16 protein-coding genes and 1 pseudogene are annotated in these 17,595 nt (G+C 41.3%); 11 read left to right on the top strand and 6 right to left on the bottom strand.

Going from position 1 to position 17,595, the window contains the following annotated elements:
- The 7 genes and pseudogenes from AN213_RS06580 (at position 1) to AN213_RS06550 (ending at position 7,253) form a co-directional block, all read left to right on the top strand.
- On the top strand, positions 1 to 945 hold the full coding sequence (locus AN213_RS06580) for a DUF58 domain-containing protein (RefSeq protein ID WP_055197984.1): 945 nt from the start codon (positions 1 to 3) through the stop codon (positions 943 to 945).
- A 2-nt stretch (positions 946 to 947) separates the two neighbouring features.
- On the top strand, positions 948 to 1,388 hold the full coding sequence (locus tag AN213_RS06575; RefSeq protein ID WP_055197982.1) for a DUF4381 domain-containing protein: 441 nt from the start codon (positions 948 to 950) through the stop codon (positions 1,386 to 1,388).
- Positions 1,381 to 2,367, top strand: coding sequence for a VWA domain-containing protein (locus AN213_RS06570; RefSeq protein ID WP_055197980.1), 987 nt, complete (start codon positions 1,381 to 1,383; stop codon positions 2,365 to 2,367). The genes AN213_RS06575 and AN213_RS06570 overlap by 8 nt, the downstream gene beginning before the upstream one ends.
- Position 2,368: 1 nt before the next feature.
- On the top strand, positions 2,369 to 4,246 hold the full coding sequence (locus tag AN213_RS06565) for a VWA domain-containing protein (RefSeq protein ID WP_055197978.1): 1,878 nt from the start codon (positions 2,369 to 2,371) through the stop codon (positions 4,244 to 4,246).
- Positions 4,240 to 5,889: a BatD family protein gene (locus AN213_RS06560; protein ID WP_055197976.1), complete on the top strand. Its 1,650-nt coding sequence runs from the start codon at positions 4,240 to 4,242 to the stop codon at positions 5,887 to 5,889. The genes AN213_RS06565 and AN213_RS06560 overlap by 7 nt, the downstream gene beginning before the upstream one ends.
- Positions 5,890 to 5,955: 66 nt before the next feature.
- Positions 5,956 to 6,504: pseudogene (locus AN213_RS06555) on the top strand (sigma-70 family RNA polymerase sigma factor); the annotation flags it as partial.
- A complete protein-coding gene (locus AN213_RS06550; protein WP_055197974.1) occupies positions 6,504 to 7,253 on the top strand; it encodes a DUF3379 family protein in 750 nt (249 codons plus the stop codon). The pseudogene AN213_RS06555 and the gene AN213_RS06550, both read left to right, overlap by 1 nt.
- Positions 7,254 to 7,330: 77 nt before the next feature.
- Here AN213_RS06550 and AN213_RS06545 read toward each other — a convergent pair whose 3' ends face one another.
- The 4 genes from AN213_RS06545 to AN213_RS06530 all read right to left on the bottom strand — a co-directional run bounded on the left by AN213_RS06545 (position 7,331) and on the right by AN213_RS06530 (position 11,275).
- Complete coding sequence (locus AN213_RS06545) at positions 7,331 to 8,521, bottom strand: amino acid aminotransferase (RefSeq protein ID WP_054553227.1); 1,191 nt, start codon at positions 8,519 to 8,521, stop codon at positions 7,331 to 7,333.
- Positions 8,522 to 8,594: 73 nt separating this feature from the next.
- Positions 8,595 to 9,254, bottom strand: a complete 660-nt coding sequence (locus AN213_RS06540) for a GAF domain-containing protein (protein WP_055197972.1) — start codon at positions 9,252 to 9,254, stop codon at positions 8,595 to 8,597.
- 45 nt (positions 9,255 to 9,299) lie between these two features.
- Positions 9,300 to 10,970, bottom strand: a complete 1,671-nt coding sequence (locus AN213_RS06535; protein ID WP_055020715.1) for a fused response regulator/phosphatase — start codon at positions 10,968 to 10,970, stop codon at positions 9,300 to 9,302.
- Complete coding sequence (locus AN213_RS06530) at positions 10,970 to 11,275, bottom strand: STAS domain-containing protein (protein ID WP_054562148.1); 306 nt, start codon at positions 11,273 to 11,275, stop codon at positions 10,970 to 10,972. The genes AN213_RS06535 and AN213_RS06530 overlap by 1 nt, the downstream gene beginning before the upstream one ends.
- 133 nt (positions 11,276 to 11,408) lie before the next feature.
- On the opposite strand from AN213_RS06530, the gene AN213_RS06525 reads away from it, so the two are divergent.
- A complete protein-coding gene (locus AN213_RS06525; protein ID WP_055020714.1) occupies positions 11,409 to 11,738 on the top strand; it encodes a translation initiation factor in 330 nt (109 codons plus the stop codon).
- Positions 11,739 to 11,768: 30 nt separating this feature from the next.
- Here AN213_RS06525 and AN213_RS06520 read toward each other — a convergent pair whose 3' ends face one another.
- Complete coding sequence (locus tag AN213_RS06520; protein WP_095209717.1) at positions 11,769 to 14,768, bottom strand: EAL domain-containing protein; 3,000 nt, start codon at positions 14,766 to 14,768, stop codon at positions 11,769 to 11,771.
- A gap of 334 nt (positions 14,769 to 15,102) precedes the next feature.
- Between AN213_RS06520 and AN213_RS06515 the strand changes: the two genes are divergently transcribed.
- The 3 genes from AN213_RS06515 (at position 15,103) to AN213_RS06505 (ending at position 17,204) form a co-directional block, all read left to right on the top strand.
- On the top strand, positions 15,103 to 16,254 hold the full coding sequence (locus AN213_RS06515; RefSeq protein WP_054562150.1) for a chorismate mutase: 1,152 nt from the start codon (positions 15,103 to 15,105) through the stop codon (positions 16,252 to 16,254).
- A gap of 129 nt (positions 16,255 to 16,383) precedes the next feature.
- Complete coding sequence (dsbB, locus tag AN213_RS06510) at positions 16,384 to 16,902, top strand: disulfide bond formation protein DsbB (RefSeq protein WP_054562151.1); 519 nt, start codon at positions 16,384 to 16,386, stop codon at positions 16,900 to 16,902.
- A complete protein-coding gene (locus tag AN213_RS06505; RefSeq protein ID WP_055197970.1) occupies positions 16,902 to 17,204 on the top strand; it encodes a DUF6170 family protein in 303 nt (100 codons plus the stop codon). The genes dsbB and AN213_RS06505 overlap by 1 nt, the downstream gene beginning before the upstream one ends.
- Before the next feature lie 28 nt (positions 17,205 to 17,232).
- Here the strand turns inward: AN213_RS06505 and AN213_RS06500 are convergent, their stop codons facing one another.
- Positions 17,233 to 17,526, bottom strand: coding sequence for a helix-hairpin-helix domain-containing protein (locus AN213_RS06500; RefSeq protein ID WP_054562153.1), 294 nt, complete (start codon positions 17,524 to 17,526; stop codon positions 17,233 to 17,235).
- Between the last annotated feature and the right edge of the window lie 69 nt (positions 17,527 to 17,595).

The raw sequence follows: 17,595 nt of genomic DNA, 5'->3' as shown, positions 1-17,595 counted from the left end.
ATGTCGAGCCAATTTGATACAGCGGCGTGGTTAGCATCGAGTCATAGTCAAGGCGTTAATTTATCACTCAAAGAGTTGATGTATTACAAAGCCAAAGCTCGTTTGCTAGAACTTGCGCCCAAAGTAAAAATCAAAAACAGCTTAGCTGGGCAATACCTTGCACCTCATAAAGGGCGCGGTATGGAGTTTGCCGAGGTGCGCCATTACCAAGCCGGTGATGACATACGTTCTATCGACTGGCGTGTTACCGCACGCACTGGCGAAACCCACACTAAGCTGTTTCAAGAAGAAAAAGAACGCCCTGTTTTTGTCTTTACCGACTTTTCTAACTCGATGCTGTTTGGCTCAAAGTTACTGTTAAAGTCGGTGCAAGCAGCGCACATTAGCGCACTGGTTGCTTGGTCGGCGTGTCAACGAGGTGATCGCATTGGTGGCTTGGTGTTTAATCAGCAAGGTCATCACGAATTAAAACCGACCTCACGAGAGAAAGCAGTGTTAAAGCTTTGTCACAACTTATGTGATATTCACAGCCAAGCTCTGACTAATATCGATCAAACAGCCACCAGCTTATTCAGCGAAAACCTTAAACGTCTTAATCATTTAGCAAAACCAGGGAGCTTGGTTTATATCGTCTCTGATTTTAGCGCCCTTGATGAAGCAAGTTTCAAACAACTTGAAATGCTGAGCAGGCACTGTGAATTGATTGGCTGCCATATAAGCGATCCGTTCGAGCACCAGCTACCTGCTTTTAAACAAACGGTGACTGTATCAGCAAATGGCCAAGAGCTTGCTTTACCACTAATGGATAAGCAATTTCGCGACCGCTTTGCTAAGTCGGCCGAAGAGTCGTTTTCTAACAGATTAAAACGCTTACAAAAATCTGGGCTTAGTTTAATTTCATTCAGTGCAGCCACTCCTCTTGAGCTGCAATTAGTGAGAAAGTAACAATGCAAAAAAATCCGCTAGATGGCTTACATGATGTCATTGCACCGACCGAGGTTGCATGGTGGCCACTTGCTCCAATTTGGTGGCTAATTATCGCCTTAGTTGGTTCGTTAATAATTTTCGGCTTAGTGCTTTTATATAAAAACCAGCAATTTAAAAAAGCCAAAAAACAAGCCATTAAGATAAGTAAAACCCTTAGTGATAATGACGCGCAAGAGCTGCACATTATTTTAAAACGCTTAACTCGTCATTATTACAGCAGTCAGCTTGCTTCTCAGCCTTTGGCTAAGTGGTCAGAAAGTTTATCTAAACTCAGTGGCGACAACTTTAGTTACGACGAGTTGATGCCGCTTTATCAACAACAAAGTAATAATGCTGAGCTCGGGGCTAAATTACGCAGTGCTATTAGCAACTTTAAACTCAAGGAGCCAATTAATGTTTGAGTTTAGTTGGCCATGGTGTTTTGTGCTTTTACCCTTACCTTGGTTATTAAGCCGCTTTATGCCGTTAAAGCAACAAGGGCAGTTACGTATACGTATTCCTGGCTTTGCTAAGCTTGGCTTAAATAATCAAGCAGTACAGCAACACAGCCGAAAAGTTTCATTGCTTGAATGGGCTGTTTGGATCTCTTTAGTTGTCGCTATTGCAAATCCAACTTGGCTTGATGAACCTATCACACTGCCTAATGAAGGCCGCGATATTATGCTGGCGGTGGATTTATCTGGCTCGATGACAGAGCAAGATATGGCCTACCAGAATCAGTATGTTGATAGGCTTACCATGGTAAAAGCCGTACTCAGTGACTTTATTGAACAGCGTCAAGGTGACCGCCTTGGTCTTATCTTATTTGGTGATACCGCATTTTTACAAACACCTCTTACTCGTGATGTTAAAACCGTAAGCCAAATGCTCAGCGAAGCGCAAATTGGTCTAGTAGGTAGAGCAACAGCCATTGGTGATGCATTAGGTTTATCTGTAAAGCGTTTCGCTAATAAGGATGAAAGTAACCGTATCGTTGTACTATTAACCGATGGCCAAAACACCGCCGGTAACCTTGATCCAGAAGATGCCCTGCTGTTAGCCCGCGAAGAAGGCATTAAGGTATATACCATAGGTGTTGGCTCTGATAACCCTCGTGGTTTCAGCCTATTTAATATGGGGGGTATGAGTGGCGGTAACTTAGATGAAAACCTACTCAAGCGCATTGCCGAGCAAACTGGCGGCTTATACTTTAGAGCAAAAGATGTGGCTGGTTTACAGCAAATTTATCAAGAGCTCGATAAGCTTGAGCCAATTAGTAGCGATGAACAAACGTTCCGCCCACAAATATCCTTGTTTTATATTCCACTGCTTGTGGCGCTAGGCTCAATAAGCTTAGCAATGCTCGTGAGTGTTATTCGCCAATTTAAGCAGGAGAGCTAGTATGGATTTTGAATTTATTCGCCCTGCCCTACTTTGGTTATTAATCCCCGCGCTAATTATTTTTAGTGTGCTGTTGGTACGCAACAAAAAAAGCGCCCCCGCTGATTTAATTGCCCCCCATTTGGCACAATTTGTAATGAGCGATAACCATAAAAAACAAAGCCAACCGCTTTGGTTAGTTGCGGTGTTTATCCTGTTAGCCATCGTTTTTTCAGCAGGTCCAAGCTTTGAGAAAAAACAAGTTCCCGTGTTTCAAGCAAAAAATGCGCGGGTCATTGTGATGGATATGTCGTACTCCATGTTCAGTACCGACATCGCACCAAGCCGATTAGTGCAGGCTCGCTTTAAAGCACTTGATATGATTGAGCTTTTCAAAGAAGGTGATACGGCATTAGTGGCTTATGCAGGCTCTGCATTTACTATTTCGCCGCTGACCAATGACGCTAGCACTTTGGCTAACCTTATCCCAAGCCTAAGCCCTGATATCATGCCCAGCAAAGGTTCAAATGTTATTGAAGGCCTGGAAAAAGCAGACGATTTACTTAAACAAGCTGGCTATTTAGATGGTGATATTATTTTAGTCACCGATGGAGTTGATAGCCTAGATCAAGAAGATATTAGCCGCTTTACCGCTCAGTCTAATTATCGTTTAAATGTCTACGGAGTTGGCACAGAGCAAGGTGCACCGATTAAGCTACCTGAAGGAGGCTTTTTAAAAGACATACAAGGGCAGATTGTGATTCCAACGCTTAATGTTAGCCGTTTAAGCTCGCTTGCGCGCAACAGCGGTGGCAAATTTGCACTGTATCAAACCAGTAATCAAGATATCCAAACATTTGCCCCAACAGCCAATGCTGAAGTACTCAAAGATGAGAAACAAAGCCAAGCGTTATGGCGTGTTGATGCTGGTATTTACGGCCTGATTATTTTATTGCCGTTAGCGCTCTTTTTAATTCGCCGTAGTAGCCTAGTAGTTGGCTTTTTGTTTGTTATGCTGTTACCTCAACAACAGGTTAACGCCGCAGAATTACCTGAGGTGTTTAAAAACCAAGACCAACGTGCTCTTGATGCCTATCAGCAAAATCAATTTGAACAAGCCGCAAAAGCACAAAATACACAACTTAAAGGCGCAGCTCTTTATCAGCAAGGTAATTACCAAGCGGCCATGGATGCGTTTAGTGAAGATAAATCTGCAACGGGTTTGTACAACTACGGTAATGCCCTTGCTAAGGCAGGAGAGCTAGAACAAGCCATAGAAGCGTATAAGCAAGCCCAACAGCTTAAAAATGACTTCACTGAGGCAAAAGAAAACCAAGCCCTCGTAGAACAGTTATTGCAGCAGCAAGAGCAACAGCAGCAGCAACAAGATCAACAGCAAAACAATGATCAACAAAACTCTGATGGCCAGCAAGATAACCAGCAAAAGCAACAGGGTGAAAATTCACAGCAAGGCGAAAACTCTGAGCAGAGTGAGCAGCAAGATGGCCAACAACCTTCAGACCAAGGTGAGCAATCAGATCAAAAAGGTGAACAAAGCGAGTCTGAAAGTGACCAGCAAAACAAACCTGAAATGCAATCTGAAAAAGACACGTCGTCACAATCAGGAGAACAACAGCCAGAACAAGCTCCTGAGCAACAAGAGGCCCAGCCACAGCCATCGCAAAACGACGAACAAGCTAAACAGCAAGCAGAGCAACAAGCCATGCAGGCACAAGCTGCTGAACTGACTAATGAAGAGAAAGAGAAAGCCCAGCAACTTAACCAGCTGCTGCGCAAAGTTCCCGATGATCCTGCGATCTTATTAAGAAATAAAATGCAATTAGAAGCACAAAAACGAAACTATCAACGTCGTCCACGAGGAGCCGAAAAATCATGGTAATGCGATTATTATGTTGTTTATTGCTAATCGCGGCAGCGCCGCTTTGGGCTGCCACCCAGCTACAGGCAAGTGTTGATAAAAACCCTGTCCTTGCCGGTGAGTTTTTTGTTTTAACCATCTCAGCAGACGACTCTATTAACAGCGAACAACCAGACACTTCGGTGCTATTAAAAGACTTTGTTGTTGGGCCGACCAGTGTTAGCTCGCGCACTAATATTATTAATGGTGAAATCAGTAAGCAAACTAACTGGTCTGTAAAGCTGATGACCCGCAAAGAAGGCACTTATACCATCCCTGCAATTACTGTAGCTGGTGTCAGTTCAAAACCCATTGAGCTAACGGTAGCTAAGCGCAGTCAAACCTCAGAGCAAAATAAAGAAGCCTTCATTAAAACAAGCATCAAGCCAACTAGCTTATACGTGCAAGAAGCCGGTGTTTATACAGTTAAATTGTATTTAGACAACAACAAAGAATTGCTTGATGGCAACTTAACTACGCCAGAAATGGAAAACGCTGAGCTAACCCCAATTAACAAGCAATCTGAAGACTATGAGTTAATTGATGGCAAACGCTATTTAGTTATCACCCGTGAGTACTTAGTGCAGCCACAAAAAAGTGGCGTAAATACTATTACGGCACCTGTGTTCAACGGCCGTATTCGTCAAAACTATCGCCAAATGGCTGTGTCAGCGATGGGCGAAGATGTTGATGTTGAAATCAAGCCAATTCCAGATAACTACACAGGTGCATGGCTACCAAGTGAACTGGTTAACCTTGATGAGCAATGGCAACCAAAAGACGACACCGTTGAAGTTGGCACGCCAATCACTCGAACTATCACCTTAACCGCATTGGGGGTTACTAAAGAGCAACTTCCTGATATCGATATGCCGCAGGTGCAAGGTTTTAGAAGTTACCCTGATGAAAAAGAGAGTAACCACCTGGTACGTGATGGCCGCGTTATTTCACAGCAAACTGCTTCTTATGCTTTATTACCGCAAACACCGGGCACTTACACATTGCCTGAAATAAAGCTGCCTTGGTTTAATACTAAAATCAATCGTATTAGCTATGCGACCATACCTTCACGCACACTAACCGTTGTGCCAAGTACAAATCCACTCACACCAACAGCTCCAGCTATCGCAGAGCCGCAAACCGCAAGCTCTAATGAGCTGAGTGATACGCCAACTAATGTAGAAACCGTTACGCAAGTTACGACCCCTGTGTGGCTTATTATCGTGGCAATTGTCGGCTATGGACTTTGGTTAATCACCTTAGTGCTTTACATTAAAAAGCGCCCTCAACAGTCGACAGCGGAGCCATTACCTACCAGTGGTTCATCAGTATCGTTAAATGAGCTTAAGCAGTTTGCAAAGCAAAACAATAGCTCAGGGTTTTATAACGCATTGAACCTTTATGCAAAACAGCAAACAGGTAAAAATGCAGCCGCCATCGAGTGTTTACTAGCATCGCTGAAAAACACACAACTTAATGATGAAATTGCTAAATTACGCACTAAACTTTATAGTTCAGCAGATGAACAGGTTGATTTAAGCTTAATCGTCAGTTTGCTAAGCCAAGCAACAAAGCACACTAGATCGACAAGTAATGATACTGAATTAAAAAATCTTTACGATTAACTATTAGAAAATAAACGGCTAATCTTGAATTAGCCGTTTTTTTAAGAAAAAAATAATAATCTCAGAAAGTTTTTTTCTGATAGGCAGGTCTTAGTTACTATGACAGAAAAACAAAAGCGATATGAAGCGCTGGTTCATGTCTACCACAGTGAGCTTTTTCGCTTTGCGTATTGGTTGTGTCGTGATCAGAACATTGCTGAAGACTTAGTGCAGGAAACCTTCCTGAGGTCTTGGCGTGCCTTGGATTCACTGCAAGATCAACAAGCAGTCAAACCTTGGCTGTTAACTATTTTGCGCCGCGAGAACGCACGCCGCTTTGAACGTAAACAATTTGATTACGCCGATGTTGAAAACGACACCCTTGTAGATGAACAAAGTACAACCCTTGATGCTGAAATGGAACAAACAGTGATTCAACGACAAATAGGAAAGTTATCACAAGAGTATCGAGAGCCATTGCTATTACAAGTAGTAATGGGTTGCTCTGGCGATGAAATCGCCCAGATCCTCGATTTAAATAAAAATACTGTCATGACACGACTTTTCCGTGCCAGAAACCAGCTTAAAGAGGCTTTAAGCAGTGATGATGATCAACTTAGAGGAGCATCAAATTAATGGATGAACTCGAGTTTCGCCGCCGCATCCTCGCCGAGCCAAGCACTATTGATAAGGAACTTGAAGCGTTTGCCGAGCAGGACACAGATAAACAGGCGTTTATTGATGATGTGCGCGCTTTAGATGATGAACTAAGTAATGCGCTTAACATCCCCGTGCCTGAAAATTTAGCAAAGCGAATTATTGATAATACCTATGCCGCAGAAGAAGCGCCTTCAGAGCAGCCGCTAGACACCATTATTGAGGCTAAGTCGCGCTTTGCCTTTAATCGCTTGTATTTAGCCGCTGCAGCATCGTTTTTAGTAGCAATTAGTGTGTTCTTTGTCACTAACAAACAACATACGTTATACAGCGTGGGTGAGCATGCCTTTGCGCACCTATACCATGAGATAGGCTCGCTAGATAAACATGAAGCGATAGATCTTGCCTATGTGAACGAAAAGTTTGCCACCATTGGTGGGCACTTAGATGAGCTACCAGGTAAAGTAACCTATTTAATGTTTTGTGACTTTCAAGGCAAAAAAGGTCTGCACTTGGTATTTGAGTCTGATTTTGGCCCGATGACGGTATTCATCGTGCCTTCTGACGAGCAACCATTTGGCACTGGCTCTGACGATTTCAATGATGAGCGTTTCGCTGGCCACATCAACCGTGGTGAGCGAGCGGATACTATCTTAATAGCGAGTATTGGCGCTCCACTTGATAGCTACAACAGTATGATCAATGACGCCATTCGCTGGCTGCATTAATACCTACTCGTAGTAACACATATTACAGGCATAAAAAAACCGCAGTCACTGCGGTTTTTTTATCGCTATAAAGCAGGTTACTTACAAACGTCTGCTACTGCATTTGCAAAGTAATCAATGTTTGCATCACTGATACCAGCAACGTTTACACGGCTAGAACCCACAATGTAGATAGAGTACTCTTTTTGTAAGCGCTCGATTTGCTCTTTATTAATACCTAGGAATGAGAACATACCATTTTGACGGTCAATAAATGAGAAGTCTTGCTCAATGCCTTTCGCAGCTAAGCTTTCTTTAATTAAAGTACGCAAACCATTAATGCGATTACGCATTTCATCAAGCTCGTCATGCCACATTTGCGTCAGCTCAGTGCTGCCTAAAATCGTGCTAACAATATCAGCACCATGTGCAGGCGGCATTGAATAGATGCTACGTACAACACTTAATAATACAGAGTTAGAGATATCAGCAGTTGCTGCATCTTTAGCAATGATTGAACATGCACCGATACGCTCGCGGTATAAGCCGAAGTTTTTCGAACAAGAAGAACAGATGATTAACTCATCTACCGCTGCAGCTAATTTACGAAGACCCGCTGCGTCTTCTTCAAGGCTTGAACCAAAACCTTGGTAAGCAATATCAACCAGTGGCGTGAAACCAACTTCAACAGCAAGATCAGCAACGGTGCTCCATTGCTCAGCATTTAAATCCATACCGCTTGGGTTGTGACAACATGCGTGGAATAACACAACATCACCTTTAGGCACTTGCTTAAGGGTATTAATCATGTCATCAAATAAAAGGTCTTTATTTTCGTAATCGTAGTAAGGGTATTCTTTTACTGTTAAGCCCGCCGCTTCAAATAAGCTGATGTGGTTTGCCCACGTTGGCGTAGTTACCCATACAGTCGCATCTTTGTTGCAACGCTTGATGAATTCAGCTGCAACACGTAATGCACCTGTACCACCTGGTGCTTGTGCAGTGCGAACACGGTTAGCTAAAAGTGCTGGATGCTCACCCAGTAATAAGTTTTCCATTTTTTGACAGTAATCTAGGTTACCTGCCAAGCCAATGTACGATTTACTGGTTTCGTTTTCTAAACGAAACGCTTCCGCTTTTTTAACCGCTTTTAATACAGGCGTATTGCCCTGCTCATCCTTATAAACACCTACACCCAAATCGATTTTCTTTGGGTTTGTATCTTGTTTAAAGGCCGCCATTAGGCCAAGAATAGGATCTGTTGGTAATGGTTTTAATTCTGAGAACATTGACTATCTCTTTTTATAGGGGTTAGCGTTGCCACTAGCTTAACATAAAAACCCAGCCTGATTACTAGTTAAATTAGACCAAGAGTTGAGGAATTTTAATACAACAAGCCACAAGTAATGCAAGGGTTTGCTGATCAAAGAAATCATTATTAAATGCTTCTGCATCTATAATACCTAAGCATTCATTTTTGTCTGATAATAATGGTAAACAAGTCTCAGCTTTCACCTTCGGGTCGCAAGTATAATACTCACCACCTTGTGCGAGGTAATCGGCTACGTTATTGATCACACGCCCTTGCTTAGAAAGTGCAACTTGAACATTGTTACTACCTTTAGCAAATGCTTCTGTTAGCGGGAATAATGGACGGCTCGGTGCACCATGATAAACCAGCTTTAATAACTGAGAACCTTCATTAGTCTCTGTCGCTTGATAAATACCAAACCAATCAACTTGAGTTTGGGCAACAACAAAATCGATAATTTGTTGAAGCTTAGCCAGTTTTTCAGTATTGGTAGCATCATCGGCAACATAATCATTTAATTTGAATGGTTCATCTTGTAAGTAGCCAAACAAGCTACACGCACCACCCTCGCCTAGCTCAGGAATTTGATACTCCCAACGCACTGCTGGTAAAGCTGACTCTGCAAGATAATGTTCAAGGTTTGATAATTGCTCAGCAACCAAATTTTCTGGTAATTTAAGCTGAGCTGTCGATAAGTAGTTAGAAATCATTTAGCCATCCAAACATCTATAATGCCAGAATGATAACATGCGATTTTAGTGTGAGCTAGTACTGCTTGCTGTTAATTGATAATAAATTTCGACTTGGTTGCCTGCACTATTGAAGGTCACTTTTGAAGCTACTTCCCCAAGCAAGCACAAGCCTCTACCATGCTCTCTTGCAAGGCTTTGTTGATTTGCCTGTTCTTTACTAAAACCATTTCCTGAGTCGCAAACAGTAAAATATAAAGCAAGTTCTTCTGGGCAATAACGAATATCAATAATGATTAAGGCATCGGTTAAATTTGCGAGGGCCTCTTCACGTTGTTGATAATAAATTAAAAAGCCATCTTCCTGATTTTTGACCTCTGAGTCGAGACCTAACACCCCATGATCTAAAGCGTTGTTATACGCTTCTGAGAGTATCAAAAAGATATTAGCGCGATGTGCATTTAACCCCGCTACTTTGCTTATTACATCAACAACTTCCAGCACCGGATCGGTACTTTTGATTTGCTTTGAGTTCAAGCTCAATGAAAAATTAAAAGGTAATGCGGATAGCGGCTCTGATTTTTGCTCAGGCTCGCGCATTGGTAAGCAATTTAATAATACGAGGCTCAAGTCGTCTTGTTGTTTACTACCACGGGCAAATTTATTGACTCGTTCAAGTACTTGCTCAGTAGAAATAGCAGGTTTTGAGGCTAGCACTTTTTTAAAGCGATGCTCACCAAAGTACTCGTCATGTGGACTAGTCGTTTCAATGATACCATCGGTTGCCATGACAATACGGCATGTGTCTTCTACTTCAATGTGAATAAGTGCACGCTCGAATTCATCTTCTTCTAAAATACCCAGTGCCATGTGTTGAGATTCAAGGGTACGAATAACTTCACCGCTTTGATTGATGATATAGGTATCGGGTAAGCCCCCTAGCCATGCCGAGATACTTTTTCCGGTACTGCTAAGCTCTATGATGGTTGCAGCACAAAACATGTGGCCTGGTAATAACTTACCTAATACTGAATTGATTTCTGCGGCAATATCACTCACAGACATGCCCTTACTCACCATGGTATAAAATACTCTTGAAGCAGGGAGAGCTCCGACTGCAGCGGCTAAACCATGACCAGTAAAATCACCAAGCATGCAATATAAGCTACCTAATGGGCTTTGTGCGACCAAAAACATATCGCCATTAAACATAGCCGCAGGCGATAAATGAAAATCTAAATGCTTAGGAAAAGATTGTTGGTTCTCAAGAGCATTATTAAAAATATGTTCGACAATTTCATGTTCACGCTCAACTTGATTTTGATGATATTCAAGTTGTAGATTTTGCTCTCTTGCCTTTTGGCTTAAATTACGGATCCGGCTATGCGCTTTAATTTTCGCGTTAAGAATCACTTCTTGAAACGGCTTATGTAAAAAGTCATCGCCGCCAACCGCTAAGCAACGCTCAAAACTCGCTTCGTCTTCTAAAGAGGTAATAAAAATAATCGGTAAGTAAACTTGGCTAAAGCGCTCTTTGATAATAGCAGCGGTTTCAAAGCCGTCCATCACAGGCATAATGACATCGAGTAACACAATATCAATGGTGTGTTCTTCGAGCAGGTTTAAAGCAACAAGACCGTTTTCAGCGCTATAAACACGGTAGCCCTGCTGCTCTAACATCACGGTTAATAAGCGACGATTTAAGGCAAGATCGTCTACAACCAGAATATTAAGCATCAATCAATATCGAACTTTTTATCAAAACGTGATATTTGCAGGATTTTTTTCAGTTGCGGTTGGCAGTTACTAATTTGAATTGTTTCAACTTTGCCTGTTAGGTTTTTTTTCATGTTCAGCAACATACCTAACGCTGAGCTGTCCATGTAATCTGTTTCTCTGAGATCTATAACCACTTTATCGATATTGTCGTTGAGATCGGCGTACGCCTGACGAAAAGATTGCACCAAATTAAAATCAAATTTTCCTTTGATTTGTACGGTTAATATAGCGCCATCAGCAGAAGTGCTGCGCGTTAAACTCATAATAAACTCCTAATAAACAAATCTTTCCTGATACTTAACTAAATATAACCGCTTAAAACAAATAAGCCAAAAATTAAAACACTTAGGATGAAATTTGTTATCATTTAGCCAAGCTTTTATAAAGAGATCTACCATGAGCGAAAATAATCTAGTTTATTCAACTGCTACGGGTCGCATTGAGCAACCTAAAGAAAGTAAACCAAGCCAAGGTAAAATTTTTAAAGACGGCTTTTTACGCATTGAACGTCAAACCAAAGGACGCAAAGGTAAGGGCGTGATGTTAGTTGTTGGTATCGACAGCGAGCAGCATGACTTAAAAAAATTAGCCAAAACCATTAAAAGTAAAATGGGCCAAGGCGGTGCAGTAAAAGACGGTATCATCGAAGTACAAGGTGATGACAGAGATAAGCTAAAAGCGATTCTCGAAGGACTAAAATTTAAAGTTAAAATTGCAGGGGGCTAATCACCCCCCTTATTTTTTGATTTCTGTATTTTATGAATTCAATGAGTTGAGCTGTTCATAAAGTGTTGGCAACTCTTCTTCTGGGATAGGCTTACTATAGTAGTAACCTTGCACAATATAACAGTTGTTGTTTTGTAAAAACTCAATCTGCTCGATGGTTTCTACCCCTTCGGCAACAACGTTAAGCTTCAGCTTTTGTGCCATAGCAATAATCGCAGCGGTAATTTCCATATCATTACTATCTTGTGGAATATCTTTCACAAACGAGCGATCAACCTTCAAAATATCGACAGGGAAACGTTTAAGGTAACTCAGTGAAGAGTAGCCTGTACCAAAGTCATCGATTGAAATTGACACGCCCAAAGCTTTTAGCTGATGCAGTTGTAGAATAGCTGCTTCAACATGCCCCATCAGCATACTTTCTGTTAGCTCAAGGTGTAAGCGTTTAGGCTCAACTCCTGTTTGTTTGATGATCTTATCCAGTGTCGACACTAAATTCGCATCTTTAAACTGACGTGCCGATAAATTAATTGAAATATTATTCTTTAAATCTTGGCTAGCTAAACGCGCTGCAAATTCACACGCCTCTTGCAGTATCCACGCACCTAACTCAACAATTAAGCCCGTTGCCTCAGCAATAGGAATAAACTTGGTCGGTGGGATCATCCCTTCTCTAGGGTGGAACCAGCGAATAAGTGCTTCGTAGCCAACCACTTGGTTATTTCTACAATCAACTTGTGGTTGATAATAAACTCTAAACTGCCCTTCGCGAATACCAGTACGAAGCTCATTTTCAATAAATAAGCGTTCGTTTGCTGCCGCATTAAGCTCTTGGCTATAGAAGTGGAAAGTATTACGTCCTTTCGCTTTTGCTTCATACATCGCAAGGTCGGCATGTTTAAGTAACTGATCTTCTTCTTGGCTATCAAATGGTGCCATTGTGATACCAATACTGGCACTGATGATCACTTCATTGTTACCTAATTTGATTGGCTCATTAAGCGTGCGCTGAATCGTATTGGCCACTTCCATGGCATGTGTTTGGTGCTCAATACCACTTAATAATACCGCGAATTCATCACCACCTAAACGCGCTATTGTATCTTCCGTACGCAAACGCTTTTTCAAACGGTTAGCCACTTCTACTAATAACTGATCCCCAGCATCATGCCCTAGTGTATCGTTGATACGTTTAAATTCATCTAAGTCAAAATAGAATAAGGCAAATGCATAATGACCACGTTCAGCCAGTGCCATTGATTTACGCAGCTGCATTCTGAAGAAAGTACGGTTAGCAAGCCCCGTTAAGGTATCAAAGTAAGCCAATTGCTCCATCTTACGCTGGCTTTCTTTTACAAACGAAATATCTTGAGCTGATGCCACGTAACTGGTGATCTCACCACCATCTTCACGAATTGGTGAAATACTTAACGAAACCCAAACTGATTGGCGTTCATTCCCTTGTAATAAGGTATCCCCGCGCCAATAATTACGGCTACGCAAATCGATATCAATATCATCGACTAAAATCGCCATTTCTTGTGAAATGATATTCAGCAGCGGCGAGCCAATAAAGTGACGCTCCTCAAAACCGGTCATTTCAACCATTTTCGGATTCACGTATTTGATCTCAAAGTCTTGATTGGTGATCACCACACCGGTACCAGAGAAAGCCACAGCTTTAGATAAACGATTCGCCGCTTTTTCAGCTATTTCTTTTTCACTAATGCGCTGGTTTAAACCATCGATCAACTTACGAATTTCAATAGCCATGTCTCTAAACGAGCCATTTAGCGTGCCAATTTCATCTTTATTAGCCTTTGGAAACTCAGTTTGTAATTGCCCTTTGCCAAAACTAACTACCGCATTAACTAACGAGTGAATGCGACGCAGTACTAGTTGATAAAGTGCTTGATGCAATAATAAGGCAACTAAAATAGCGTACAAGATAAACAAGCCGAAGAATTTTACTTTTAACTCTTCAAGCGCAGAAAGTGCAGACGAGCGCTTTTTATAAATTCCAATATACCAGTTTAGGTTCTCGACTTTACGAATATTGATAATATGTGTTTCACCATCTTGTACGAATGAGTTTGCCGACTCAGGTAACTTTAAACGAATGGTTTCAGACACTAGTTTTTGCAGATCAGGGTTTACAAAATCTTCGGTGAGTAATTTTTTACCTTCACGACCATATTGCTCAAGCGTGGTTTTATCTAAATCAGGGTGAGCTAACAGCTGACCTTTTGCATCAAACACTAACAGATGCTGCTCACGGTCACCGATAGGCAACTGTGCCAATAAGGTTTCAAGCGCGATATCACTGCCCGTGACACCAAAAAAATCGTTATCAAGGTAGATTGGCACAAGCACACTCACCACCCACTTATGCCAAATAGTATCGTAATACACTTTTGACCACACCGCTTCTCGGCTTGGGTTAGTTGCAGCCTGAGCGTAATTGAAGGTTTCGCCTTTAGTAAAATCAAAGTCACCAGGTACATTGAGTGCCCAGTTTGGTGGCGCGATTCGAATAAAGTTATCTTTGGTGACAAGGTAAAAATTAAAGAAATCTTGAATTAAGGTCGGTGAAACGATTTTCCATAGCGATTCAGAATCGTTTATAAGCTGTTTATAAAATTCAGAATATTTATCTTGAGGGAGAAACGCAGCCGATAAGCCATCTTCTGAGGTACTACGGATACTGCCATCGAGGGCAAATTTGAGTTCTGCGCTGCGTTTACTTTGTAAATGCGATTCGTTGTGAAGGAGTTGGCTGCTTACGACGTTATTCGCCTGCTCAGCAATATTGATTTTGGTTTTGATCAAGCGGTTAAATTGACGACTCAAGCGTTCACTAGAGTGTTTTAAAAGTTCGTGCTCTTCAAACACAAGCTGTTTTTCTTCAGATTTAAGCATCAAAGCCGCAGCACATATACCTGCAATCAAACAAATCGCAGAGATCAGCAGCGACAATTTCATACTTAATGAATTCACACCAAAACGTGATGGCGGTCGTCGATACACCACAGGACTACCTTATTAATAATTGTTATTATTTATTGTGCAAAAACAAATATACCAGATTCATTTTTATATTTATAAATTTTTTATAAATATAAATGAATTTTCTGAGTAAACACCGATGTTTTCTAAATTAGCTGCGATAGGCAGTTGACTTTACATACAAGTGTTTTTACATTAGTCCAATGAAACAAATTATCTCTCGCACTTTTTTTTCTTTTTTTAGCTTCTTTAGATAGAGGAGGCTTAACTGTTTGCGAGATAAATTCACCGAATAGCTAAAGCCTCCCACTTGGGAGGCTTTTTTGTTTGTGCACTGTTTTGGAATGAGGAAACCAACATGAGCATTGATACATTAAATGCGTTACGACACGATATTAATGAAATAGATTCCGACTTATTGGTGTTACTGGCTAAAAGACGCCGTATTAGCCACAGCGTAGTTGAATATAAAATTGCCAATAACAAACCAATTCGCGATGAAGCCCGCGAACAAGCATTACTCGAAAAGCTTATTAATTATGGTAAGTCGCTAGGTCTAGATGCGTACTACATCAATAATGTGTTCCAAACTATTCTTGAAGATTCTGTTTTGAATCAACAAGCAATGCTACAAAAGAATCTAAACCCTGAAGCAATGAGCGAAAGTCATCGTGTTGCTTACTTAGGTGGTCAAGGCTCTTATAGCCAATTAGCCTGCCATAAATATTTTAGCCGTCGCCCAGGTAAGCTGATTGAGATGGGCTGTTCGAGCTTTGATCAAATCACTGGCAAAGTTGAAAGTGGCCAAGCTGATTTCGGCTTACTGCCAATTGAAAACACCAGCTCAGGTAGTATCAATGAAGTGTTCGATTTATTACAACATGCACAAGTATCAATTGTCGGTGAGGTCACTCACAGCGTTGAGCACTGTTTATTAGCAATGCCAGGTACTGAGCTTTCTCACATTAATAAAATCTTTGCTCACCCACAGCCTTTTGCTCAATGTAGCCGCTTCATTCAGGGTTTAGGTGATATTCAACATGAAACCTGTGACTCAACCTTCCATGCATTACAATCAGCGGTTGAAACTACAAACAGCGCCGCTATCGGCTCAGCACAAGCAGGTAAAAATGTAGGGTTAGAAGTCGTTAAATCAGGCCTTGCAAACCAAAGCGAAAACCATAGCCGCTTCATTGTCGTCGCGCGTAACCCGTTGCAAGTATCTAAGCAAATTCCAACAAAAACCAGTTTGATTATGGCGACCAAACAACAAGCGGGTTCATTGGCTGATGCCTTGATGATTTTTAAACAACATCAAATTAACCTAGTAAAATTGGAATCTCGTCCAGTACCTGGAAACCCATGGGAAGAGGTGTTTTATGTTGACCTTGAAGCAAACCTTGATGACTTACATGTTAAGCAAGCGCTTGAAGAGCTAAAAGAACACACCCAATACACCCGTGTATTAGGCTGCTATCAAAGTGAGTCTTTGCAAGCTGTTAGTGTGTAACAGCCAGCCTAGATATGATTAATAAAAAGGAGTCAGTCGGCTCCTTTTTCGTATAATTTCATCTTAGATACTTGCACCTACTGCCCTGTCTAAGCATAATCTTGAAAACAATTTGAAATTGGAACTTTCATGAATTGGTTAGCAGAATTAGCAACTAAAAGAACACCTTGGTTATTATTAGCCGTTATTTCACTCGCCTTTGAAATCACTGCGTTATTTTTTCAATACAACATGGGCCTTGAGCCATGCATCATGTGTATATATCAACGTACTGCTGTTTTAGGCTTACTTGCAGCGGGTGTGATTGGTGCAATTAACCCACAAAATATGGTTGTTCGCTTAGTCGCATTTGCCACTTGGGGTGTCTCTGCAATTTGGGGTTACTTTATTGCCAAAGAACACATTGCAATGCAAAACAATACTGACCCTTTTGCATTTAGCTGTGCATTTGAACCTAACTTCCCAAGTTTTATGCCTTTGCATGAATGGATCCCTAGCTTCTTTGCCGCTACTGGTGATTGCGGAAATATCGATTGGCAGTTTGCTTCTATGAGTATGCCAGCATGGATGGAAGTGATTTTTGCAGCATTTTCAGTGGTATTTGTGGCTGTTTTAGTTAGCCGATTAGTGAGCAAAAAGTCGCTATAATGATTTATTTTTTTACTAGCCAAATCCCTGCTTTAAAAAGCTTTAAAGTAAGGCAACGCCAGCAAATTATTGCCCTTGCTTTGGCTCATTTAAGCCCAAGCAAAAAGATCATTTTATCAGTATGTAAGCTTGCCTTTTTAGCACCCTTATTTTTAGGCTTGGCCTACTTTGAAGGCTGGATGCTTATTCCTTGGTTATTGTTAGCGGGCTTAAGTTACCCACTCATCACAACACCTATCGAAAACATGTTCGCATTAGCGCATTTAGACAAAGCTATCGATGAATTTAAACAGGGCGAATAACGCCCTGTTTAGGTATATAGCCCGCTATTTATAATGTAATTTTCCCCTCAAGTTTAGCAAATAGCTTATCGCCAATTCCTTTTACTTCTTTTAATTGCTCTACCGACTTAAACGGACCTTGCTTTTTACGGTGCTCAACAATCGCTTTGGCTTTTGACTCTCCAATACCCGGTAATTGAGTAAGTTGATCTATGCTAGCTTTGTTTATACTGAGCTTTTGCATTTTAACTTGTGTTGCTTCGGTTGGTTTAACGGCGAATGCCGATGTAGCAGGTAGTAACGCAATGCTTGTGGCAAGTAAAATACTTGATAGTAATTTCATAATTTCCTCCATGATGTCCATCTTGGACAGGTAGTTAGCTATTACCCAACACTCACTCCATCGCTTGTG

The organism is Pseudoalteromonas sp. P1-8, assembly GCF_001399985.1.
GTDB lineage: Bacteria > Pseudomonadota > Gammaproteobacteria > Enterobacterales > Alteromonadaceae > Pseudoalteromonas.
Note: the sequence above shows the minus strand (reverse complement) of the source record. Positions and strands in the feature narration are given on the sequence as shown.